This is a genomic window from Abyssibius alkaniclasticus (genome assembly GCF_020447305.1).
GTDB lineage: Bacteria > Pseudomonadota > Alphaproteobacteria > Rhodobacterales > Rhodobacteraceae > Abyssibius > Abyssibius alkaniclasticus.
Genome location: NZ_CP095732.1, coordinates 709,312 through 730,619, shown reverse-complemented (window position 1 = coordinate 730,619; position 21,308 = coordinate 709,312). Strand labels below are relative to the sequence as shown.

Sequence of the window (21,308 nt, the reverse complement as noted above, 5' to 3'; positions counted from 1 at the left end):
TTGGCGCGCGAAACTGTTAAACTGCTGTCACGCCCCCAATACGGGGGCGTTTGCTTTTGCCAATGGAACTTTGCCATGCCCGCCGCGAATTTGCCCAGTGCAACCCCGATTACCCCCGATATGCTGACCGTGCCGCGCAAGCCGGTTGACGGTCTGCGCCCCAGCCTGATCGGCCTGTCGCGTGAGCAACTGGCCGGGGCGCTTGCCGCGATTGATGTGCCGGAAAAAACCATCAAGATGCGGGTCGGGCAGATCTGGCAGTGGCTATACAACAAGGGCGCGCAAGATTTCGAGGCGATGACCAATATCGCCAAGGATGTGCGCGCGCGGCTGGCCGAGAGTTATTCAATCGACCGGCCCGAGATTGTGACCAAACAGGTATCTGCCGACGGCACGCGCAAATACCTGCTGCGCATTGCCGGCGGGCACGAGGTTGAGACCGTCTATATTCCGGAAAGCGACCGTGGCACCCTGTGCATTTCCAGCCAGGTCGGCTGCACGCTCACCTGTTCGTTTTGCCATACCGGCACGCAAAAGCTGGTGCGCAACCTGACAGCGGGCGAGATTGTCGCGCAAATCATGGTGGCGCGCGACGATCTTGGCGATTGGGGCCATAAGGTTGAGGGCAAGCGCCTTGTCAGCAATGTCGTGCTGATGGGCATGGGCGAGCCGCTTTACAATTTCAACAATGTGCGCGACGCGATGCATATCGCGATGGATCATGAAGGCATTGCCCTGAGCCGGCGGCGGATCACGCTTTCCACCTCGGGCGTTGTGCCGGAAATCTACAAGACCGGCGATGAAATCGGCTGCCTGCTGGCGGTGAGCTTTCATGCCACCACCGATGACGTGCGCGACGGGCTGGTGCCGATCAACAAGCGTTGGAATATCGAAAAGCTGCTCGAAGCCCTGCGCGCCTATCCGCGGCTTTCAAACTCCGAGCGGATCACCTTTGAATATGTGATGCTGAAGGATGTGAATGACAGCGATGCCGATGCCCGCCGCCTTGTGAAGCTGATCGCCGGCATCCCTGCGAAGATCAACCTCATCCCCTTCAACCCCTGGCCCGGCGCCCCTTATGAGCGGTCGAGCTGGGAGCGGATTGAAGCCTTTGCCGAGATCGTGAACCGTGCCGGCTATGCCAGTCCGGTGCGCACGCCGCGCGGTGAAGACATCATGGCCGCCTGCGGGCAGCTCAAATCTGCCACGGAACGGGCGCGCAAATCGGCGGCACAAATCGCCGCCGACGTTGCGGCGGGCTAGGTTCAATTTGCTGTGATCTGCTTGGCGGAAACCGCTATTGGGTGTATACGGGCGAAAAGGGTATAAACCCGTAACCGAGGCAGACAGCATGACACATCATTCCCGCCGCAAATTGCTTGCGTCCGGCGTGGCATTTGCCACCGCCCCGCTTTTGGCAATGCCGAATATTTCCAGCGCCAACCCGCGCAACATGGCGACATTGATCGCGGTGTTCAAGGAATCGCGCCGCCTGTATATGTATAACGACGACCGGGTTCTGAAGAATTACCGCTTCGACCTTGGCTGGGCGCCCGTGGGCCACAAGCAGTTTGAAGGTGACGGGCGCACGCCGGAGGGCAGCTATATCATCGACCGGCGCAACCCCAATTCAAGCTTCCACCTGAGCCTTGGGATTTCCTATCCGAACGCGAATGACATTGCCTTTGCGCAAGCCCAGGGCCGTTCGCCGGGTGGCGATATCTTCATTCACGGCTGGCGCAATTACGGCCCCTATCGGGGCCGCCGTGACTGGACTGCCGGCTGTATCGCAATTACCAACCGCGCAATCGAAGATATGTGGACCCGCGTGGCCGACTTTACACCGGTGATCATTCAACCCTAGAGACGGTGATACCCTCATCGGTGGTGAAGCTGGTGGCGCGCGCGGCCGCGGTCATCTGCACCCACCAGATGCGGCCATCGGGGTCTTGATGCCAGCCAATGCCAAAATCGGTTGCATCGGGGTTCAGAATTGCGGCGCGCGAACGCGTGTCGGCAAGCCAGACGCGCAAGATCTCCTGGTTCATCACGAAGGTTTCGGCAACGTTTTCACCCGTGACACGCCCGACGAACCCGGCGCGCTGGGCGCGTGATTGCGGCGAAGACCGGTCAGACCCGTAATCCCAGGCGCGGCGCTGGTCGGACATGTCGCTGGCATGGGTGTCGGATGCGGCATTCAGCGCGGCCGACATGACCAGTGGCCGCAAACCCTGTTCGCTGCGCACCAGATTCACCGCTTCAAGCTGGTCGGCGCGAATCCGCTCACCCTCGTTTGCGCGAATGAATCTTACACCTTCAACGCCGCCAATTTCACAAGCGGACAATGTAAACAACAGCCCAACGATAATTCCCATTCGTGCAAACATAGTATCCTCATGCAATGTTTCCCCACGTCTTTACCCGCTAATGAAAGTAGTTTCAAACGCAGACTGCGCGGCATAACAGGGCTGTGAATTGTCACTTTCATTCGCGTGAAGTAATGTAGAGTGAATCTGCGAATCTGGGGTTAGATATGATTGATCGGAAGTTTTCACGACGCGGCGTTATGGGCATGGCGCTTGGCGGCGCTGCATCGGTTGCAGTCAGCAGCCCGCTTTTGGCGCAAGCCGTTACGATAGATGGTGGTGCGCAGGGTCAGGCGCCGCTGCACATGATCAACGCATTTGTTTCGCGCGACTGGCGCGGCCATTTTGACAATCTGAACAATGGCGCGATTCTGGTCGATATCGATGGCACGACCCTGCACTACTGGTCGGAAGATGAATCGGAATATCTGATTTATCCGACATCCGTGCCGGCAAGCGAGGATCTGACCCGCCGCGGGCGCACCAGCATCATCCGCAAAGTGGTTGGCCCGGAATGGCGGCCAACCCCGAACATGCTGAAGCGCAACCCGGAATGGCCGCGTTATGTTGGCCCCGGCCCGGAAAACCCGCTTGGCACACATGCGCTATACCTGAGCTGGCAATATTACCGGATTCACGGCACGAACGACACGCGCAAGATCGGGCGTCAGTCCTCCAACGGTTGCATTGGTCTGTATAACGAAGACATTCTTGCGCTTTTCGAGCGGGCCGAGATCGGCACACAGGTGCTTATCATCTAGCGAAGTGATGCAGAATTGCAGCAGGTGGCGTGAAATGGTAACATTTTCACCGCCGTCTGCGACATTATGCGCAAATCTGTTGCGCTGGCTATTCCGCTTGGCATAATAAAGGCCATCTCGGCTGGTTCGGTCGCGAAATCAAATTTCTATGGAGTTAGTCATGAAAAAAGTCGTTACTTTCGTTGCCGCCCTGCTTGGCGCCGGTGCCGCTGCCGCTGGCACACCCGTCTATGTTGCCCCCGAGGTTACTATGGTTGAAGAGCCGATGCGCAACGGTTCGGGCGCATGGCTGATCCCGCTGGCAATCATCGCGATCCTCGCGCTGACGCTGACCGCCGGCGACGAATAAGCGATACCGCACTTCGGTGTTTTGATTGAACGGGTTGGCCTGGCCAGCCCGTTTTCATTTGCCCATCCAGGATTTGCCCATCCAGGATTTGCCCAGCAAAGCTGTTGAGCCGCCGTTAATATTCAATTAACGTGAGCGCCTCGACCTTGTTCATTAACGATTAGGAAATTCCATGAAAGCACTTCTGCTCGCATCGACACTGGCTTTTGCTGCGGCCACTGCTACCCAAGCCGGAGGTGCTGTCTATGTCCCGCCAGCCGCCTCAGGCGTTGAGGCACCAATGGCCAATAGCGGCCCAGTCAATTGGCTTGTGCCTTTGGCGATGATCGCCATCATCGTGCTGGCAACAACAAATGATGACAATCCCTGCCGTAAAGCCGCCGCCGAGCTTAGCCTGATCGCTGCGCCCTGCGCCAAATAAACGAAACACTGCTTTGTCCTGGCGCCGGCACAACCCACGCCAGGGCTCAGTCTATCGGTTCCAGAACCTCGATCTCGAACTGGTCCATTTGCGGACCGACCCATTGCGCCGTGCGCCAGACATTGCCGTCTTCATCCACCATATGCAGGTTCTGGAAGGTCGCATCGCCGGTGCAGCTTTCCTGCACGATGCGGGTTTCATAGGTGACTTCAACCTGGGTTATGGGAAAGGGCGGCCCCACGCGAAACGCGCAGTTTACGCTTAGCACGGTGCCGTCCGGACCATTGCCGAGCAGGCGATAATCCCGGCGCACGGCGCTTGGCCAGTCATCCAGCGGTGTGCGCACGGCCAGCGGGTCATTCGGGGCATGGGCAACCGACAACAAATCAAAGCCGATGCCGCGATGCGCCGTTACCAGGGCGCCAAACAGCGTTACAGTTTGCTGGTTGGTCGAAGAATAGGTGGCATAGCCGCCATTCAACGTGCGCGCGGTCAGAATGCTGCCATTGGCGGCTGCGCCCACCTTCACGCGGATCATGGCGATGTTGAGTTCATCAATTCGTGCGCGGGTCAGCGCGGGCGCGGCCGCCGCGGTGGTCGTTTCGCTGGTTTCCGGCGCGGCCTGACCGGGGCGGACCTTGTCCCAGACCGCACGAAAGACCGGGTTTACGCCACCCGACGACGAACAGGCGCCCAGAATGACCAGGGCGCCGAGTGCCATAGAAATGCGCATCATTGCCAGTAGGCTCCCCAGCTATCGTAAAGATCCTGCTGATTGTAATCGCGGATGATCGGGTAAAGCCGGTTGGAGATATTGGCGCGCGCGCCGCCATCGCTGCCATACCCACCCAGCCCGATCGTGGTGCGCGAGCGGCTTTCATAGGGCAATGTCCAGTCCAGCGGAATGGTCAGCGCAATGCCCTTGTCAAAGTTGCCTGCGCCGAAATCGTCAAAGCTGACATCGGTCAAGGTGATATAGCCCGAAAGCTCCCAGCCATTGGTGAACCGCCGCGACAGCGAGAAGGTTGCGCCCCAGTCACCCGCCAGATAGCGGCCGACATCGACCTGCGCTTCAAAACCGTTCCAGCCCGTATCCCAATAGAGCGAGACAAAGCCCGACAGGGTTTCGTAATCCTGCAAATCGAACATGCTGTCAAAGGCGCGCTGGCGCACATAATTCAGCTCAACCCCAAGACCCCAGTTCTGGGCGGTCGGGTGCCACAGAACCTCGGCGCTGACCCCGGCGAAATACCGTTCCAGATAGCCCGCCGAAACCCGGCCATAGGTGCTTGGGTTCAGCTTGAACAGGTAATCGGCGGTCAGCCGGGTCAGCACGGGGCCGCTTGAATCATACAAGGCGGCATCGCTGCGCACATGCGGCAAGGGGCTGGTCGACGGGCCTGCCCCTTCGCCGATATTGCCGATCAGCCGCTGCGACACGGCAAGGTTGAAGGACAGGCCGCGATTGATCCGGTAGCTGGCATTGCCGCGCAAGATGATATCGGCCTGGGTAAAGGCATCGCCTCCAAACAGGTTTACATCAATCTGCGGGGTGAGCGACCAGGAGAAGCGCGGGTCGATCTCGCGCACGAAATCGGCATCTTCAATACGGTTCGGCGCGTCGACAAACTGCGTGGTTGCATAGCTTTGCGGCCCGGCATCGGGGCGTTCAACCTGGGCTTCGATATCGCTGCGGCGCAGAACGACCGTGGTGGTCGCCAGCCCGTTATTGACCAGTGAAATACGGAAGTTTTCAACCGATGGCGGCAAGGCCACGGTCAGCGCGCGGGCCAGACGGCCTATCGCCTTGGGTTCGCGCACATAGCGGTTGTTCTGGATCTGCAGATCGATCGTGTCGCCACGCAGCCGCGCCTCGATGATGGAAATGCCGATTTCACCCAGCGACGTGGCCAGAAGATTCGCCATTTGCCCGCGCACAGGCGCGTTCGAGGCCCAGGCGGTTGTCATGTTGCTATCGGCGGTGCGGGCGCGCACGGGCAGCGGGCCGGTGCCAAAATCGGGCGGGGTGACGGGCGTGTTGGGGTTGCCTGTCAGCGTAACGCGAAAGCCAAAGGCGTTGCCGCGCATGTAATAGGCGCCAAGGTTGAGGTTGCGGCTGATCTGGTAATCCAGCCCGAAATTGAACGGCGAGTTCACCGTGAACCCGGCCAGTTGCTCGCCGACATAGGCATCCGAAGAATATTCGGCCTTGAAGGTCAGCCCGTTGACCGGCGTATCCCACTCAAACCCGCCGAAAAACGCCATATCGCCGGCGAAGAAATGGTCTATCCCCGGTGTGTTGCTGGTTTGCGGGGCACGGCTGCCAAAGGGCGCGCCGATGGGGTTATAGGTGCCAAGCCGCCCCCAACCCAGCCCGGCGGTAACGCGGAAATTTTCGCCAAGGCTTTTGGTGGCCACAAGATATTCGCTGGCCAATGGGCCGTTTGCGCCAAAATCGGTAAATCCAAGCGCCAGCGCCGGGCGCCAGCCCTGTTCTTCAAACAGCACGAATTTGAGGTCGAGGCTGCGTTCGGCCTGATTGTCACCGGGGCCGTTCCAGTCTTGCAGGTTCTGCATACGGATCACGGCTTCGACATTCGGCAAAAGCTGGAAGCTCAGCACCGTGCCCGACATGGTATCGCTGCCGGTGAACGACCAGCTTGTCTGCCCGTCCGGAAAGGTCAGCGCGCTGGGCATATCGATCAGCCCGACCGTGCCATTGATGTTCAGACTTGTGCCAAAAGTCACCGCGGAGGCGGGCAGTGTTGAAGCGGCCAGAAAGCCGATTGTAGCCAATTGATATGCCCGGCGCATAGGTTCCCTCGTCACAAGATATAGTAGCTCAACTCTTCTAACCTGCTTTCAGCAGAATTAGGAGTCGGAATGCGGGGCGGCGGGCGAAGAATTTCCTTCCGCAGCCAGCACAGCGCGCAGCCCCGCCATATAGGTCGGGTAGCGCAGATTCACCCCAAGCTCGGCCTTGATGCGGGCATTGGACACGCGCTTGGATTCGCCATAAAATGATTTAGCCATTGCCCCCATCTGCGCAGATTCAAAGGATTCTTCCGCCGGAGGCTCCATGCCCAAAAGCCTGGCGGCTGCGGCAATCACATCCTGTGGCGGGGCGGGCTCGTCATCGCAAACATTATAGGCGCGCCCCGGATCTGGCTGCGCCATCGAGGCGGCAAGAACCTGCGCGATATCGTCAACATGGATGCGGCTGAACACTTGATTTGGCTTGATGATTCGCCGCGCCGTGCCCGCGCGCAGCTTGGCGAACGGCCCGCGCCCGGGGCCGTAGATGCCCGCAAGCCGGAAAATATGCACCGCCAGACCGTTGGCGCGGTGCAAGGCCAGCCAGCCATCCTCGGCTTCTACGCGCAACTGCCCGCGCGAACCGGCCGGAACGCGCACTGTGTCCTCATCCACCCAGCCGCCACCCGCATCGCCATAAACGCCGGTGGTCGACAGATAGCCGAGCCACTTCAAATGCGTTGCGGCGGCAAATTCGCCAGCCAGCGCGTTCAAAACCGGATCGCCCGCCGCATCGGGGCCGGCGGAAATTAGCACATGGCTGGCAGCGGCAAGTGCAGCGCGCATATCGGCACCGGGCCAGATATGCGGGGCAATGCCCAATGCGCGCATGGCTTCGGCCTTTGCGGCGCTGCGTGTGGTGGCGGCAACATGCCAGCCCTGCGCCAGCAGATGCAGCGCCAGCGCCCTGGCGGAATAGCCAAAGCCGAATATGAGCAAAGATTTCATGGCCTATCCTGTTGCGGTTTCAAGCCGGGTCAGCGCCCAGCGTGCCGCATCTTGCAATACCGGGTCGGGGTCGTCCAGCAAGCGGGCGGCATAGGGGCGCAAGCCGCGCTCGTTCGAATTGCCGATGGCGTAAAGCACGTTGCGCACAAAGCGGTTACGCCCGATGCGTTTGATGGGCGAGCCGGAAAACACCTCGCGGAACTCGGCATCCGACAGGCTGACAAAATGCGCCAGTTTCGGGCGCGAAAGCTCGATCCGGGGCCAATAGCCCGGCTCGGTTGTGTCAACCGCGTATTTGTTCCAGGGGCAGACGGCAAGGCAATCGTCGCAGCCATAAATCCGGTTGCCCAGCAGCGGGCGCAAGGCTTCATCGACCGGGCCGTGATGCTCGATCGTCAGGTAGGAAATGCAGCGCCGCGCATCAAGCTGGTAAGGCGCGGGGAAGGCGTTGGTCGGGCAGATATCCAGACAGCGGGTGCAAGAGCCGCAATGGTCGGCCTCGGGCGCATCAGCCGGCAGCTCCAGCGTGGTGAAAATCGCGCCGAGAAAGAACCAGCTTCCCAGATCGCGCGACACAAGGTTGGTGTGTTTGCCCTGCCAGCCAAGCCCCGCAGCTTCGCCCAGCGGCTTTTCCATCACCGGGGCGGTATCGACGAAGACCTTGATTTCGCACGGGTCTTGCGCGATCAGCCAGCGCCCAAGCCGCTTCAGCCGCTTTTTGACAATATCGTGGTAGTCGCGGTTGCGCGCATAAACCGAAATCGCGCCACGGTCGCGGTGTTTGAGCAGGGTGAGCGGGTCTTCCGTCGGGCTATAGGCTTCGGCCAGCATGATGATGCTGCGCGCCTCGGGCCATAGGGCGGCGGGGTTGGCACGCCAGGTCGTGCGCTCGGCCATCCAGGCCATTTGGTCGTGATAGCCCGCATCCAGAAAGCCTTGCAGCCGTTGGGGCGCATCCGGAATGGCATTTGGTGTGGTAAAGGCGCAGGCCGTAAACCCGAATTCCACAGCCTGTTTGCGCACACGCGCGGCGAGGGTGCCCGCCGCGTCCATCTCAGAAATCCAGGTCCGCGTAATGGTCGGGCGGCACAAAGCCCGGCAGTTGGTCGGCCAGGATCGAGCGGAAGGCCGGGCGCGATTTGATCTTCGCATACCAGTCCTTCACCGCCGAATTCCGTTCCCAATCCACATCGTTTATATAGTCGAGCGACGAGAAATGCGCGGCGGCGGCAAAATCGGCTATGGTCATCATATCGCCCGCAAGCCAGCGGCGGCTTTCCAAAAGCCAGCCCATATAGTCGATATGGTATTTGATATTTTTCGAGCCAGCCTTGATTTTGGCGCTATCCGGGTAGCCCGCGCCCATCAGCTTTTTGTTCACACGCTCGTAAAGCAGGTTGGCGGTGACCTCGTTGTGGAACTTGTCATCAAACCAGCTTTGCAGGCGGCGCGCTTCGGCGCGCTCGGAAATATTGCGCGGCAGCAGCGGCGGGGAAGGGTTGGATTCCTCGATATATTCAAAAATCGCGCTCGATTCCGCCAGCACAAGCCCGTTCATCTTGAGCATGGGCACCTTGCCCGCCGGGTTCTGGCGCAGAAAATCGAGGTTCTGTTGCCAGACCTTTTCTTCGATCAGGTCAACTTCGATTTTCTTTTCGGCCAGAACCAACCGGATTTTGCGGCAATAGGGTGACAGAGGCAGGTGATAAAGGCGGCGCATGTGAACCCCGAATGTATGATTGCCCCTTCATGCCGCGCTGCGGGGTAATTTTCAAGGGCTGCGCGCTATTTCGGCAGAAAACAGGCGGCGCGCCCGTCGGCCTGCAAGGTGGCCGCACCATCGACGACCTGTGCGGCACGGCGCGCGCGGCTGGCGGTGGGGTTGCGCGGGTTGCGTTCGCGCGGGTTGGGCAGGATCACCGCCAAAGCGGCAGCGCGCGATGGGCCAAGCGCGCTTGCGGCCTGCCCGTAATGGTGCTGCGCGGCCGCCTCGGCCCCGAACACGCCCGGCCCCATTTCGGCAATGTTGAGGTAAACCTCCAATATGCGCCGTTTGGGCCAGAACAGCTCGATCAGCCCGGTAAACCCCACCTCCAGCCCCTTGCGCAGCCAGCTGCGTTCGGGCCACAGGAACAGGTTTTTGGCAACCTGCTGGCTGATGGTCGACGCCCCACGCTCGGCCCCGTCATCCAGGGCCGCGCGAATGGCCGCGATGTCAAACCCGTAATGCAGGCAGAAATTCGCATCTTCCGCCGCCACCACCGAAAGCGCGAATTCGGGTGCAATTTCGGACATGCTGCGCCATTCCCACGCAATTTCGCCGCGTTCAGCCGCCGCGCGCTGCATGAGCAGGGTCATCGGCGGGTTTATCCAGCGAAAGGCCAGCACGGTCAGCAGTATGATCGCCACCGTTACCGCGCCCAGCCTCAGGCCAAAGCGCAGCACCGCAAGGACGCGCCGCATGAACCTGTGGCGCGCCTTGTCCGGCTTGGGCCTATTGCGCCGGAATACGCGCAGCATTGTCATCCAGCGGGTGGCTGAGCCTGCTCAGCATTTCCTTTGGCACGATCTGCACGAAATCTTGCAGCGCATTCTCCCAATCCAGCAGCAATTCCTCGGCGCGGGGGCTGCGGGTTTCGTCAAAATGCTGGGAAACGAGCGCGTGCAATTGCTGCGCATAGTAACTGGCCAGCACGGGCTGGGCGACAATGTTGTCGTGGTTCATGCGCGCGGCAATAGCACCGTTCGGGTCATATACATAGGCCATGCCGCCGGTCATGCCGGCGCCGAAATTATCGCCGATGCGCCCGAGAATGACCGCGACACCGCCGGTCATGTATTCACACCCGTTGGAGCCGCAGCCTTCAACCACCACTTCGGCACCCGAATTGCGCACACAGAACCGCTCGCCCGCGCGGCCCGAGGCAAAGAGCTTGCCCGCCGTGGCCCCGTAAAGCACCGTGTTGCCGATGATCGCATTGTCATGCGGCACAAGCGGGGAATGCAGGCGCGGGCGCACAACAATCATGCCACCCGACAGGCCCTTGCCGACATAGTCATTCGCATCGCCCGCCACCTCGATCTTCAGCCCCGGTGCTGCAAATGCGCCAAGCGATTGCCCGGCCGAGCCTTGCAGCTTGATGGTCAGATGGTCGGCCTGCAAATCATTATTCATGCCGAAACGCTGCACGATATGGCTGGACACCCGCGTGCCCACCGTGCGGTGCGTGTTCTGCACCGCATAGGAAAGCTGCATCTTCTCACCGTCTTTGAAGAAGGGTTTGGCATCTTCCACAATCTGCGCATCCAGCGTGTCGGGCACGAACTGGCGCGGCTTGTCGCGGTCGAACTTGATCTCGCCGCGCTCCGATACCGAAATCAGCAGCGGGTTGAGGTCGAGATCGTCCAGGTGTTCCGAGCCACGGCTGACCTGGCTCAGCAAATCGGCGCGGCCGATGACCTCATCCAGGCTGCGCGCGCCGATGCTGGCCAGCACCTCGCGCACTTCCTGGGCATAGAAGGTGATGAGGTTCACCACCTTGTCGGCATTGCCGGTGAATTTGTCGCGCAGGCGCGCATCTTGTGTGCATACGCCCACCGGGCAGGTGTTGGACTGGCATTGCCGCACCATGATGCAGCCCATCGCGATCAGCGCGGCGGTGCCGATGCCAAACTCCTCGGCCCCCATCATCGCGGCGATGACAATATCGCGCCCGGTGCGCAAGCCGCCATCGGTGCGCAGGGTCACACGGTCGCGCAGATTGTTCAGCGCCAGCACCTGATGCGCTTCGGACAGCCCCATTTCCCAGGGAAGGCCGGCATATTTGATGCTGGTCACCGGGCTGGCACCCGTGCCGCCATTATGGCCGGAGATGAGAATGACATCGGCCTTGGCCTTGGCCACACCGGCGGCAATGGTGCCCACGCCCGATTGTGCCACCAGTTTCACCGTGACCTTGGCGCGCGGGTTGATCTGCTTGAGGTCATAGATCAGCTGCGCAAGGTCTTCGATGGAATAGATATCGTGGTGCGGGGGTGGCGAAATCAGCGTCACGCCGGGGGTGGAATGGCGCAGCCGCGCGATCAACTCGGTCACTTTCATGCCGGGCAACTGCCCGCCTTCGCCGGGTTTGGCGCCCTGGGCGACCTTGATTTCCAGCTCGTCGCACTGGTTCAGATATTCCGCCGTTACCCCGAAGCGCCCCGAGGCGACCTGTTTGATTTTCGCGGATGCATTATCGCCGTTGGGCATGGGGGCGAAATGCGCCGGGTCTTCGCCGCCCTCGCCGGAATCCGACTTCGCCCCGATCCGGTTCATCGCAATATTCAGCGTTTTATGCGCCTCGGGCGAGAGCGCGCCAAGCGACATGCCGGGGGTGACAAAGCGTTTGCGGATGGCGGTGATGCTTTCGACATCTTCCAGCGCAACGGGTTTGGCCAGCGGCTTGAGGTCGAGCAGATCGCGCAAATGGATGGGCGGGGCGCTGCGCATGGTTTTGGAATAGCGCTGCCACAGCTCGTAGCTTGCCTTGTCGCAGGCCGATTGCAGCAAATGCATCGCCGTGGCTTCCCAGGCATGGGTTTCGCCCGATTTGCGCGCCTTGTAAAACCCGCCAATCGGCAGAACATCGCTGCCGCCCTGCCAGGCGCGGCCATGCACTTCGCGCGCCTTTTTCTGGATGCCGGGCACGCCAATGCCCGAAATACGGCTGACCATGCCGGGGAAATATTCTGCCACCATCGCGCGGCTCAGCCCCACGGCTTCAAAATTCAGCCCGCCGCGATATGAGGAAATCACCGAGATTCCCATTTTCGACATGATCTTCAGCAGGCCCTGGTTGATCGCCTCGCGATAGGCCGTCACCGCCTGTTCCAGCGTCATGTCCAGCAGGCCGCGGCGCACACGGTCGGCCAGCGAATCCTGGGCCAGATAGGCGTTGACCGTGGTCGCCCCGCAGCCGATCAGCACGGCAAAATAATGCGGGTCGATGCATTCGGCAGAGCGCACATTGAGGCTGGTAAAGGTGCGCAACCCTTTGCGCACAAGCCATGAATGCACAGCCGATGTGGTCAGGATCATCGGCATGGCCACGCGGTTCTCGCCCTGTGCCTCGTCGCTCAGCACCAGATGCGTGGCACCGGCGCGCACGGCCTCATCCGCCTCGCGGCGCACGCGCGCCAGCGCGTCATGCAGGGCGTTCTTGTCATTGGCATCGGCGCTAAAGGTGCAGTCGATCTGGGCCGCGCCCTCGCCGAAATAGCGCATCATATCGGCAAACTGACCGTTGGAGACAAAGGGGCTGCCCAACAGCACAATCTCTGTTTGCGCGCTCGATTGGTCGAGAACGTTCTTGAGGTTGCCGAAGCGGGTGTTCAGGCTCATCACCCGATGTTCGCGCAAACTGTCGATCGGCGGGTTGGTGACCTGGCTGAAATTCTGCCGGAAGAAATGGCTGAGCGGGCGATAACGCTCGCTCAGCACTGCACTTGGCGTGTCATCGCCCATCGAGCCGATCGCCTCTTTGCCGTCTTCGGCCATCGGGTGCAGCACGTTTTCAAGCTCTTCCAGCGTGTAGCCGGCGGCGATCTGGCGGCGGCGCAGCGCGCTGCCCTCAAATGCGGTATGCTCGTCCTTTCCGGCCGACATTTCATCGAGATCGGTAATCTTGCCGACCCATTCGCCAAAGGGCAGGCTGGCGGCGAGCATGTCTTTCAGCTCGGTATCGCGCCACATCTTGCCTTCGACCATGTCAATGGCCAGCATCTGGCCGGGGCCAAGCGCGCCTTTGACGCGAAGGTTGGATTCATCCACCGGCACCATGCCGGCTTCCGAGCCCGCAATCACCAGCCCGTCGCCGGTAACGACATAGCGCATCGGGCGCAGCCCGTTCCGGTCGAGCCCGGCGCAGACCCAGCGGCCATCGGTCATGGCCAAAGCGGCCGGGCCGTCCCAGGGTTCCATGACCGAGTTGCAGTAGGAATACATATCCTGCCAAGCTTGCGGCATGGCTGTGGCGGTGTTCGACCAGCTTTCCGGCACCAGCATGGTTTTGACCATCGGCGCGCTTCGGCCCGCGCGCACCATAACCTCGAACACCGCGTCCAAGGCGGCGGAATCCGAGCTTCCGGGCGTGACGATCGGCTTGATCTCATCGGCCATATCGCCAAACGTGTTGGAGGCCATGCGGATTTCATGGCTGCGCATCCAGTTCAGATTGCCCTTGATCGTGTTGATCTCGCCATTATGCGCCAACATGCGGAAGGGCTGGGCCAGCCACCATTGCGGGAAGGTGTTGGTGGAATAGCGCTGGTGGTAAATGGCAAAGGCAGAGATGAAGCGTTCATCGCGCAGATCGGGGTAGAACACCGCAACCTCTTCGGCCAGCATCATGCCTTTATAGATGATCGAACGACACGACATTGAACAGATGTAAAACCCGTTGAGGTTGGATGCGGCCTTCTCGATCCGGCGGCGGATGACGTAAAGCTCGCGCTCGAAGGTTTCCTCATCCACGCCTTTGGAGTTGGAAATGAGGATCTGCTCGATTTCCGGGCGCGTGGCGTTGGCCTTCTGGCCAAGGCAGGAAATATCGACCGGCACATGCCGCCAGCCGTAAATATAGTAACCCATGCGCAAAACTTCGGTTTCAACGATCGTGCGGCAGGTTTCCTGTGCGCCAAAATCGGTGCGCGGCAAAAACACCTGGGCGACGGCAATGCGCTCATCGCGCGGCTCGTGGCCCGTGCGGCGCACCTGGTCTTTGAAAAACTCTTCGGGAATCTGCACATGAATGCCCGCACCATCGCCGGTTTTGCCATCGGCATCGACAGCGCCCCGGTGCCAGATGGCTTTCAGCGCGGTAATCCCCGCTTCCACCACCGAACGCGCGGGCTTGCCGTTCAGCGCAACGACAAAGCCAACGCCGCAGCTATCGCGCTCTTCATTCTGGTTATAAAGCCCGTTTTTTTGCAACCAGTCGCGCTTGGCCTGCATGTTCTCAGCATAGTTTGCGTCAAAATCTGTCATCATTCAGGCTCCTTCGGGGCAAACATGGCCATTGTCTCGGCGGTGGTGTATTTTTTGCTGCTGGCACTCAGCTCAAAGCAATCGGGCTTCAGATCGTGGAAGATTTCCGACTTCAGGGTCAGGCCGGTCGTGTCATCCAGCAGGCCGATGGCGATATGGTAGATGTCTTCATCTTTCACCTTATACCACAGCCCCGCGCCGCATTTGCCGCAAAAGCTGCGTTCGGCCCAGTCTGACGAGTTATAGGTTTTCACCGCTTCGCCGGAGACGGTCAGCGTCTCGCCCGGCACGGTCAGCGCCAAAAGGGCCGACCCCGCCCAGCGCTGGCACATCTTGCAATGGCAGGCGCCGAAACCGGGCTTGAAGGGCGCAATCTCAAATCGCACCGCACCGCACAGGCAGCCGCCAAGCCGCGCGCTCATTCGGCGGCCACCGCAGTCTTGGCGGCAATGTATTTGGCAATGGCTTCGGCCGCATCGCGCCCGTCGCGGATAGCCCAGACCACGAGGCTGGCGCCGCGCACAATATCGCCCGCCGCATAGACGCCGGGCAGGTTGGTGGCGTGGCTGTGAAAATCGGCCTTGACCGTGCCCCAGCGGGTAACCCCCAGATCAGGAGATTCCCAAAGCTCGGGCAGGGCTTCGGGCTCGAAGCCCAGCGCCTTGATCACCAGATCGGCCGGTTCCGTATAATCGGCATCTTCAATTTCCTCGGGGGCGCGACGGCCCGAAGCATCGGGTGCGCCAAGCCGCATTTTGGCCACGCGCACACCGCTGACCCGACCTTCGCCAACAAAGCCTTTGGGCGCGGCCAGCCAGACAAACTCAACGCCCTCTTCTTCGGCATTCTGGGTTTCGCGCACCGAGCCGGGCATGTTCGCGCGGTCACGCCGATAGAGGCATTTGACCGATTTCGCCCCCTGCCGCACGGCGGTGCGCACGCAATCCATCGCCGTATCGCCACCGCCGATAACGACAACGTTCTTGCCCTCGGCGCTCAGGCTGCCCTCGGCGATTTCAGCCACCTCATCGCCGAAATTCAGCCGGTTTGAGGCGGTCAGATAGTCCAGCGCGGCGACAATGCCGCCAAGCCCGGCCCCCGGCCCGCCTAGGTCGCGCGATTTGTAAACGCCTGTGGCGATCAGCACGGCGTCATGCGCATCGCGCAGCGCATCAAACGAAATATCGCGGCCAATCTCGGTGTTCATCCTGAAGGTAACGCCGCCCGCTTCCAGCAGCTTGACGCGGCGCATGACCACGTCTTTTTCCAGCTTGAAGCCGGGAATGCCGTAGGTGAGCAAGCCGCCGGCGCGGTCATACCGGTCATAGACCACCACCTGAAAGCCCATCTGGCGCAGGGTATCGGCCGCCGCCAGCCCACCGGGGCCAGCGCCGATAATGCCCACGCTTTCGGGGCGTTCGCGGCGCGGGGCGGCGGGTTTGACCCAGCCATTTTCCCATGCGGTATCGGTTATATATTTCTCGACCGCGCCAATGGTCACCGTGCCGTGGCCCGATTGCTCGATCACGCAATTGCCCTCGCATAAACGGTCTTGCGGGCAGATGCGGCCGCAGATTTCGGGGAAGGTGTTGGTGGCCTGGCTCAGCTCATACGCCTCTTCCAGCCGCCCGGTCGCAGTCAGGTTCAGCCAGTCGGGGATGTTGTTGTGCAAGGGGCAATGGGTTTGGCAATAGGGCACACCGCATTGGCTGCACCGGCTGGCCTGTTCGGCAGCCTTGGCGGCGGCAAATTCGGCATAAATTTCATGATAATCGGCGCGCCGCGCATCGGCATCGCGCTTGGCGGGCATGTTGCGCCCGATATCGACGAATTTCAGCATGGGTTGCTTGGCCATTGGTCACCTTCTTCACTGCCCGGAGCGCCCTTTTACACAGGCGCATTCGGAATATAAAGACAGCAATGCTGACATAATAGTAGATTTTTGGCCGGGAAGCCAACAAAACACCACAGCAATCCGGTTTAATAGGTCAGCTTATATTCCATATATAGGCGCGTGACCTGCCCCGGCGGGCAAGCTATGATTCGCCACCGCGACTCTTTTTGCAAGGTTACACCCCTCCCAATGTCATACCTGTCCCTGCTGTTTTTGGCCCTGTTGCAGGGTCTGACCGAGTTTTTGCCGGTCTCATCCTCGGCGCATCTGAAGCTGTTTCACCTTGCCACGGGCACCGAAGCCAATGCCCTGGTGCTGGATGTGGCGGTGCATATTGGCACAATGGCCGCTGTCTGCCTGTATTTCTGGCGCGATGTCCTGCTGACCTTGCGGGGGATAGCCGATGTTCTGCGCGGCCGCCTCAGAACCGAAGGTGCGCAACTGTTCCTGCTGCTTAGCCTGGCCACGATACCGGCCATCATTGTCGGTCTTGCGCTCAAACTTTCCGGCCTCGCTGAAAAGCTCGATCTGCTCTGGCTGATGGGCAGCACGATGATCATATTCGGCATCATCCTCTATTGGGCCGACAAACGCGCCCCGCAAACCCGCACAAGCTGGACCTGGCGCGATGCGCTGATCATGGGGCTATGGCAGGCTGTGGCGCTTGTTCCCGGCGTATCACGCTCGGGCGCGACCATTACCGCTGCGCGTTTTCTGGGGTTCGAGCGGATCAGCGCCGCGCGTCTGGCCATGCTCATGTCGATTCCGACCATCCTTGCCTCGGGCAGCCTGCTGGCGGTCGATGTGGTGAAAGAAGGCGATTGGTCGCTGGCGGGCGATGCCGCCATCGCGGCATTCATCGCCTTTCTCGCGGCGCTTCTGGCCCTGCGCGTGATGATGACCTTGCTGGCGCGGGTCAGTTTCACGCCATATGTGATTTACCGCATCCTGTTGGGAATTGTCCTGCTGATCATTGCGGCGCGCTAACGGCTGCGCAATCGCGTGGCGCGCACGCTGCCATCGGGCATGACCGCGCCGCGCATTTCCGCTTCAACACCCATGTCCGGCCAGTCATCAATGCGGGTCGTCGGGCCAATCCGGAACGCTGCGCCATCAATTTCAGCGCGCCCGGTCATGCGCCCGCGCAACCGAACGGTGCGCCCGAAGGGAATGCTGGCCCGGATGCCGGAATCATCCGCGGCGCCCTGCGCAATCCAGTCATAAACCAGCGCAATGTCAGCCGCATCAAGCCAGGGCGGCCCGTCAAACGGCATACGCGGCTGGCCAAGCCCCACAAGGCGCCGCCAGATCTCGGACATTTCGGGGTTGCCCGGCAGCACGGCCAGACGTTCGCCACCGGCAAGAACGGTTTCATAACTTTCCAGCAAAAGCCCTTCGGGCGCGACACCAAAGATAGAGTTGCGGGAATGGCACTTTGCACAGCGTTGCAAAAAGATCGGCGCAACATCGGCAAAAACAATCGGCGCACCGGGGGCGGGCCGGGGGCGCGCGGCGGGCGCGCTGACAGGATCCGCGTCACCACGCGGCATTCCGGCCTCTATCCAGGCCACAACAAGCGAAATTTCCGCATCCGTCAGATAGGGCGGACCGTTCAGGGGCATTCGCGGCAGAATAGTGCCAGAAAGCCGCCCGATCAGGCGGCTATCATCGGGGTTGCCCGCCAGCAGAACCGCGCCCATCCAGCCCCCGGCCAAAGCGTTCTCATAACTGTCAAGTTGCAGGCCAAGCGGTGCAGCATCGCCCGAATGGCAAATGATGCAGCGATTGGTGAAAATAGTGCCAATCTGCGCCCAGTCGGGCGTTTGCGCCTGGGCTGCGGTGAACAGAAAGCTCAGCGCGGCTGCAATGCGCCACATGCGGCTAGCGCAGATTGCGGGCCGATTCGGTTATTGCCTCGAACTGCCCGTCGGCCCGATAGCGCCACAGATAATCCGGCAGGATCGGCCCCATCGGCGTGGGGGTTATCCCGAGGTCGGCAAAGCCAAGCGCGTCGGGCGCAACAACATTGTCGTTGCGCAACTGGCGCACCTGGTCGCGGGTCAGAAGCTTGGGGACAATGCCAAGACTCATCCAATGCGCAAACTCGATCATCCCGCCCATGACACGGCCAAGCCAGAACGGCATGGTCAACAGCAGGCGGCGGCGGCGGGTAATGCGCAGCATCCGGCCAAGCGTTGCGCGCAGGGTTTCAACATCGGGGCCACCAAGCTCGAACACACCGGCATGGCCGTGCAGCAGCGCGGTTTCGGCGGCAGCGGCCACGTCATCCACAAAAACCGGCTGAAAACGTGTGTTCAGCCCCGGCAGGAACATCACCGGCATAAAGCGCGACAATGTGGCAAAGCGGTTGAAGAAGGTATCATCCTTGCCGAACATCACCGAGGGGCGCAAAATGGTCGCGCCGGGCTGCGCGGCCAGAACAAGCGCCTCGCCCTCGGCCTTGCTGCGGGCATTCTCGCTGTCGCTTTCTGCATCGGCCCCAAGGGCCGAGACATGGATGAAGTTGGAAATACCGGCCTTGGCGGCAAGCGTTGCAATGCGCCCCGCACCCTCGGCATGAACGGATTCAAACCGCTGGCGGCTGGTTTCGGCCAGAATGCCCACGCAATTGACAACAGCATCGGCCCCGCGCAGCGCGGCTGCAACCGAAGCATCGTCACGGATATTGGCCAAAACCGGCTCGACCTGGCCGGGCGTGCCATAGGGACGCACGAAAAGCGCCTCGTTCGGGCGGCGCACGGCCACACGCACACGCCAGCCCGCCTTGGCCATGCGGCGCGCAATATACCGCCCCAGAAAGCCAGAGCCGCCGAAGATTGTAACCAATGGTGTGCTGCCAGACATTTCAGACTCCGTATTTCCTTGTATTGCCTGCATACAACCGCCGGCAAGAATGGACAATGTTGAATTCAAACAGCCCGCGCGCGGATTTTTCGGATTCTCGGGTTTATAGCCGTTGACTTGCCCCGGAAGGCCAATTAAATCCCCCCCATCGACACCTGCCCAGGTGGCGGAATGGTAGACGCGCTAGCTTCAGGTGCTAGTGTCCTCACGGGCGTGGAGGTTCGAGTCCTCTCCTGGGCACCAAATTACTCTCTGAAAATCTGACAAATTCCTTAGAGATTGATCTGTGTCGAGCGGCTCACAAAATCGCCTTGTCTGGAGCGCCTTCACGGCCTGCGGAATGTCGATGTATTCATCGCGATCACACCCGCCGCTGGCAGACATTTTGCAGATTTTACTTCGCAAAATGTTCCGGGCAGGGCGGCAATATTGGCCTGCCAGCACAAACCGCCCCGAATTCGGCCTGCTTTGCTGCGGCGCAGTCCCTAAAAACTGATCCAGATTCAATGCCATGACGTAAAGATATCACAACCCGCCTCGTTGCGCTTTGCGCGCATTAGCCCTATATGCACGCTCGACTCAGAAAAAATGGTATTTTGCTATGCGCGCTTTGAAATCATACGGGATTGCTGTCCTGCTCATTCTCATTCTTGGCGGCTGGCTGCTGACCGGCACTTTGGTGCGCGGCGGGCTTGGCCCCGAAATGGGCGATGTTACCGTTGTCAGCGCGCTTGAGGGCGAGGATGGCGGCCTGCTCACGGCTGCGGTTTCCGCCAGCGGCGTGGGGCTTGAGCCGCATCCGCTTGAAGGTGCCGATGACCCCGCTTTGAGCATTGCCGAGCGCAATGCGCTGACCAGCAATGTTGACGGGCCGGCCCGTTCGGTGCGCACGCGTATCTACACCCAGAGCCTGATGCCTTTGCGGGTGCAACTGCGCGGCCATACCGAAGCCAATGGCATTGTCGATGCGGCCGTGCGCACCAGCGATATTGTGCGCGAAGTGCATGTTTCGGCAGGCGATCAGGTGTCCGAGGGCGATTTGATCTGCTCGCTTGACAGCGGCACGCGCAAGGCGCGCGTAAACCAGGCACAGGCCGCGGTTGCCCAGGCCGAAGCGGGCTTGCAGCAGGCCCGGAACGATTTCAACATCAACGCCGCCTTGCGCGAACGCGGCCTTGTTTCGGAAAACAGCGCCGAGGCGCAATCGGCGGCCTTGCGTTCGGCTGAAGCCAACCTTGAAGCGGCGCAGGTCGCGCTGAGCAATGCCGAGGTGGAGCTTGAAAACACCGAAGTGCGTGCCACCGTTTCCGGCATCATCCAGCGCCCGATTGCCAAACAGGGCGATCTGCTGAATATGGGGCAAAGCTGCGCCAAGATCATCCAGCTCAACCCGATGCTGTTCGTCGGCTCGGTGCCGCAGGCGCATATCGACCTTGCGCGCACCGGGCTGAGCGCAGAGATCCGCACCATCAACGACCAGCGCGCCACCGGCGAAGTGCGTTACGTTTCGGCCAGCGCCGACCCGCTGACACGGACCTTTGAAATCGAAATCGAGTTTGGCAATCCTGACAGCGCCATTCGTGACGGGCTGACCGCCGAAGCCACGGTCGAGCTGGGCAGCGTGCCCGCCCATCTGGTGCCGCAATCCATTCTGACGCTGAGCAGCGAAGGCGTGCTGGGCATTCGTGGCGTGGTCGATGGCAAGGTTGTGTTCTACCCGACGCAGATTTTGCAGGACGGGCGTGATGGCGCATGGGTTGCCGGGCTTCCGGTTTCGGTCGAGCTGATCACGGTCGGGCAGGAATATGTGATTGAAGGGCAGGCCGTGACGGCCAGCATCGACAGCAATTAAAGGGCAGCCTG

19 protein-coding genes and 1 tRNA gene are annotated in these 21,308 nt (G+C 60.8%); 8 read left to right on the top strand and 12 right to left on the bottom strand.

Going from position 1 to position 21,308, the window contains the following annotated elements; all coding sequences use genetic code 11:
• Positions 1-75 precede the first annotated feature (75 nt).
• Both rlmN and LGT41_RS03785 read left to right on the top strand, forming a co-directional pair.
• Positions 76-1,263: a dual-specificity RNA methyltransferase RlmN gene (gene rlmN, locus LGT41_RS03790; RefSeq protein ID WP_274128702.1), complete on the top strand. Its 1,188-nt coding sequence runs from the start codon at positions 76-78 to the stop codon at positions 1,261-1,263.
• 88 nt (positions 1,264-1,351) lie between these two features.
• Entirely contained in the window at positions 1,352-1,864 is a 513-nt protein-coding gene (locus tag LGT41_RS03785; protein ID WP_274128701.1) for a L,D-transpeptidase family protein, read from the top strand.
• On the opposite strand, the gene LGT41_RS03780 is transcribed toward LGT41_RS03785, so the two are convergent.
• On the bottom strand, positions 1,851-2,375 hold the full coding sequence (locus LGT41_RS03780; RefSeq protein WP_274128700.1) for a CAP domain-containing protein: 525 nt from the start codon (positions 2,373-2,375) through the stop codon (positions 1,851-1,853). The genes LGT41_RS03785 and LGT41_RS03780 overlap by 14 nt on opposite strands.
• A gap of 158 nt (positions 2,376-2,533) precedes the next feature.
• On the opposite strand from LGT41_RS03780, the gene LGT41_RS03775 reads away from it, so the two are divergent.
• The 3 genes from LGT41_RS03775 to LGT41_RS03765 all read left to right on the top strand — a co-directional run bounded on the left by LGT41_RS03775 (position 2,534) and on the right by LGT41_RS03765 (position 3,897).
• Complete coding sequence (locus LGT41_RS03775; protein WP_274128699.1) at positions 2,534-3,127, top strand: L,D-transpeptidase; 594 nt, start codon at positions 2,534-2,536, stop codon at positions 3,125-3,127.
• A 160-nt stretch (positions 3,128-3,287) separates the two neighbouring features.
• Positions 3,288-3,476, top strand: coding sequence for a hypothetical protein (locus tag LGT41_RS03770; RefSeq protein ID WP_274128698.1), 189 nt, complete (start codon positions 3,288-3,290; stop codon positions 3,474-3,476).
• 172 nt (positions 3,477-3,648) lie between these two features.
• Positions 3,649-3,897 carry a hypothetical protein gene (locus LGT41_RS03765; RefSeq protein WP_274128697.1) on the top strand — a complete coding sequence of 83 codons (249 nt, stop codon included), beginning with the start codon at positions 3,649-3,651 and terminating at the stop codon, positions 3,895-3,897.
• A gap of 46 nt (positions 3,898-3,943) precedes the next feature.
• Here the strand turns inward: LGT41_RS03765 and LGT41_RS03760 are convergent, their stop codons facing one another.
• The 9 genes from LGT41_RS03760 to LGT41_RS03720 all read right to left on the bottom strand — a co-directional run bounded on the left by LGT41_RS03760 (position 3,944) and on the right by LGT41_RS03720 (position 16,541).
• Complete coding sequence (locus LGT41_RS03760) at positions 3,944-4,618, bottom strand: YjbF family lipoprotein (RefSeq protein ID WP_274128696.1); 675 nt, start codon at positions 4,616-4,618, stop codon at positions 3,944-3,946.
• A gap of 11 nt (positions 4,619-4,629) precedes the next feature.
• Positions 4,630-6,711 (bottom strand): YjbH domain-containing protein, encoded by a 2,082-nt coding sequence (locus tag LGT41_RS03755; RefSeq protein WP_274128695.1) that lies wholly within the window; start codon positions 6,709-6,711, stop codon positions 4,630-4,632.
• A gap of 57 nt (positions 6,712-6,768) precedes the next feature.
• Positions 6,769-7,659 (bottom strand): SDR family oxidoreductase, encoded by an 891-nt coding sequence (locus tag LGT41_RS03750; protein WP_274128694.1) that lies wholly within the window; start codon positions 7,657-7,659, stop codon positions 6,769-6,771.
• A 3-nt stretch (positions 7,660-7,662) separates the two neighbouring features.
• Positions 7,663-8,712, bottom strand: a complete 1,050-nt coding sequence (gene queG, locus LGT41_RS03745) for a tRNA epoxyqueuosine(34) reductase QueG (RefSeq protein WP_274128693.1) — start codon at positions 8,710-8,712, stop codon at positions 7,663-7,665.
• A gap of 1 nt (position 8,713) precedes the next feature.
• Entirely contained in the window at positions 8,714-9,379 is a 666-nt protein-coding gene (gene fzlA / locus LGT41_RS03740; protein WP_274128692.1) for an FtsZ-binding protein FzlA, read from the bottom strand.
• 65 nt (positions 9,380-9,444) lie between these two features.
• Entirely contained in the window at positions 9,445-10,122 is a 678-nt protein-coding gene (gene mtgA / locus LGT41_RS03735) for a monofunctional biosynthetic peptidoglycan transglycosylase (protein WP_274128691.1), read from the bottom strand.
• A gap of 31 nt (positions 10,123-10,153) precedes the next feature.
• The gene (gltB, locus tag LGT41_RS03730) at positions 10,154-14,686 is read right to left on the bottom strand and encodes a glutamate synthase large subunit (RefSeq protein WP_274129654.1); all 4,533 of its coding nucleotides are present in this window, start codon (positions 14,684-14,686) and stop codon (positions 10,154-10,156) included.
• Positions 14,686-15,108 (bottom strand): GFA family protein, encoded by a 423-nt coding sequence (locus LGT41_RS03725; RefSeq protein WP_274128690.1) that lies wholly within the window; start codon positions 15,106-15,108, stop codon positions 14,686-14,688. Before LGT41_RS03725 ends, gltB begins: the two co-directional genes overlap by 1 nt.
• Positions 15,105-16,541: an NAD(P)-dependent oxidoreductase gene (locus LGT41_RS03720; RefSeq protein WP_274128689.1), complete on the bottom strand. Its 1,437-nt coding sequence runs from the start codon at positions 16,539-16,541 to the stop codon at positions 15,105-15,107. The genes LGT41_RS03725 and LGT41_RS03720 overlap by 4 nt, the downstream gene beginning before the upstream one ends.
• A 228-nt stretch (positions 16,542-16,769) precedes the next feature.
• Between LGT41_RS03720 and LGT41_RS03715 the strand changes: the two genes are divergently transcribed.
• A complete protein-coding gene (locus LGT41_RS03715; RefSeq protein ID WP_274128688.1) occupies positions 16,770-17,567 on the top strand; it encodes an undecaprenyl-diphosphate phosphatase in 798 nt (265 codons plus the stop codon).
• Here the strand turns inward: LGT41_RS03715 and LGT41_RS03710 are convergent.
• Both LGT41_RS03710 and LGT41_RS03705 read right to left on the bottom strand, forming a co-directional pair.
• Positions 17,564-18,457: a c-type cytochrome domain-containing protein gene (locus tag LGT41_RS03710; RefSeq protein ID WP_274128687.1), complete on the bottom strand. Its 894-nt coding sequence runs from the start codon at positions 18,455-18,457 to the stop codon at positions 17,564-17,566. The two genes, LGT41_RS03715 and LGT41_RS03710, sit on opposite strands and share 4 nt — an antisense overlap.
• Before the next feature lie 4 nt (positions 18,458-18,461).
• Positions 18,462-19,445, bottom strand: coding sequence for a complex I NDUFA9 subunit family protein (locus LGT41_RS03705; protein WP_274128686.1), 984 nt, complete (start codon positions 19,443-19,445; stop codon positions 18,462-18,464).
• A gap of 157 nt (positions 19,446-19,602) precedes the next feature.
• Here LGT41_RS03705 and LGT41_RS03700 point away from each other — a divergent pair.
• Together LGT41_RS03700 and LGT41_RS03695 are read left to right on the top strand one after the other, a co-directional pair.
• Positions 19,603-19,688, top strand: a tRNA-Leu gene (locus tag LGT41_RS03700).
• A gap of 358 nt (positions 19,689-20,046) precedes the next feature.
• A complete protein-coding gene (locus LGT41_RS03695) occupies positions 20,047-21,297 on the top strand; it encodes an efflux RND transporter periplasmic adaptor subunit (protein ID WP_274128685.1) in 1,251 nt (416 codons plus the stop codon).
• Positions 21,298-21,308: the final 11 nt, after the last annotated feature.

Bases quoted from the DNA above. Each gene is read 5' to 3' on its own strand.
- rlmN (WP_274128702.1), top strand. From the start codon at position 76: ATGCCCGCCGCGAATTTGCCCAGTGCAACCCCGATTACCCCCGATATG.
- LGT41_RS03785 (WP_274128701.1), top strand. From the start codon at position 1,352: ATGACACATCATTCCCGCCGCAAATTGCTTGCGTCCGGCGTGGCATTT.
- LGT41_RS03780 (WP_274128700.1), bottom strand. From the start codon at position 2,375: ATGGGAATTATCGTTGGGCTGTTGTTTACATTGTCCGCTTGTGAAATT.
- LGT41_RS03775 (WP_274128699.1), top strand. From the start codon at position 2,534: ATGATTGATCGGAAGTTTTCACGACGCGGCGTTATGGGCATGGCGCTT.
- LGT41_RS03770 (WP_274128698.1), top strand. From the start codon at position 3,288: ATGAAAAAAGTCGTTACTTTCGTTGCCGCCCTGCTTGGCGCCGGTGCC.
- LGT41_RS03765 (WP_274128697.1), top strand. From the start codon at position 3,649: ATGAAAGCACTTCTGCTCGCATCGACACTGGCTTTTGCTGCGGCCACT.
- LGT41_RS03760 (WP_274128696.1), bottom strand. From the start codon at position 4,618: ATGGCACTCGGCGCCCTGGTCATTCTGGGCGCCTGTTCGTCGTCGGGT.
- LGT41_RS03755 (WP_274128695.1), bottom strand. From the start codon at position 6,711: ATGCGCCGGGCATATCAATTGGCTACAATCGGCTTTCTGGCCGCTTCA.
- LGT41_RS03750 (WP_274128694.1), bottom strand. From the start codon at position 7,659: ATGAAATCTTTGCTCATATTCGGCTTTGGCTATTCCGCCAGGGCGCTG.
- queG (WP_274128693.1), bottom strand. From the start codon at position 8,712: ATGGACGCGGCGGGCACCCTCGCCGCGCGTGTGCGCAAACAGGCTGTG.
- fzlA (WP_274128692.1), bottom strand. From the start codon at position 9,379: ATGCGCCGCCTTTATCACCTGCCTCTGTCACCCTATTGCCGCAAAATC.
- mtgA (WP_274128691.1), bottom strand. From the start codon at position 10,122: ATGCGGCGCGTCCTTGCGGTGCTGCGCTTTGGCCTGAGGCTGGGCGCG.
- gltB (WP_274129654.1), bottom strand. From the start codon at position 14,686: ATGACAGATTTTGACGCAAACTATGCTGAGAACATGCAGGCCAAGCGC.
- LGT41_RS03725 (WP_274128690.1), bottom strand. From the start codon at position 15,108: ATGAGCGCGCGGCTTGGCGGCTGCCTGTGCGGTGCGGTGCGATTTGAG.
- LGT41_RS03720 (WP_274128689.1), bottom strand. From the start codon at position 16,541: ATGGCCAAGCAACCCATGCTGAAATTCGTCGATATCGGGCGCAACATG.
- LGT41_RS03715 (WP_274128688.1), top strand. From the start codon at position 16,770: ATGTCATACCTGTCCCTGCTGTTTTTGGCCCTGTTGCAGGGTCTGACC.
- LGT41_RS03710 (WP_274128687.1), bottom strand. From the start codon at position 18,457: ATGTGGCGCATTGCAGCCGCGCTGAGCTTTCTGTTCACCGCAGCCCAG.
- LGT41_RS03705 (WP_274128686.1), bottom strand. From the start codon at position 19,445: ATGTCTGGCAGCACACCATTGGTTACAATCTTCGGCGGCTCTGGCTTT.
- LGT41_RS03695 (WP_274128685.1), top strand. From the start codon at position 20,047: ATGCGCGCTTTGAAATCATACGGGATTGCTGTCCTGCTCATTCTCATT.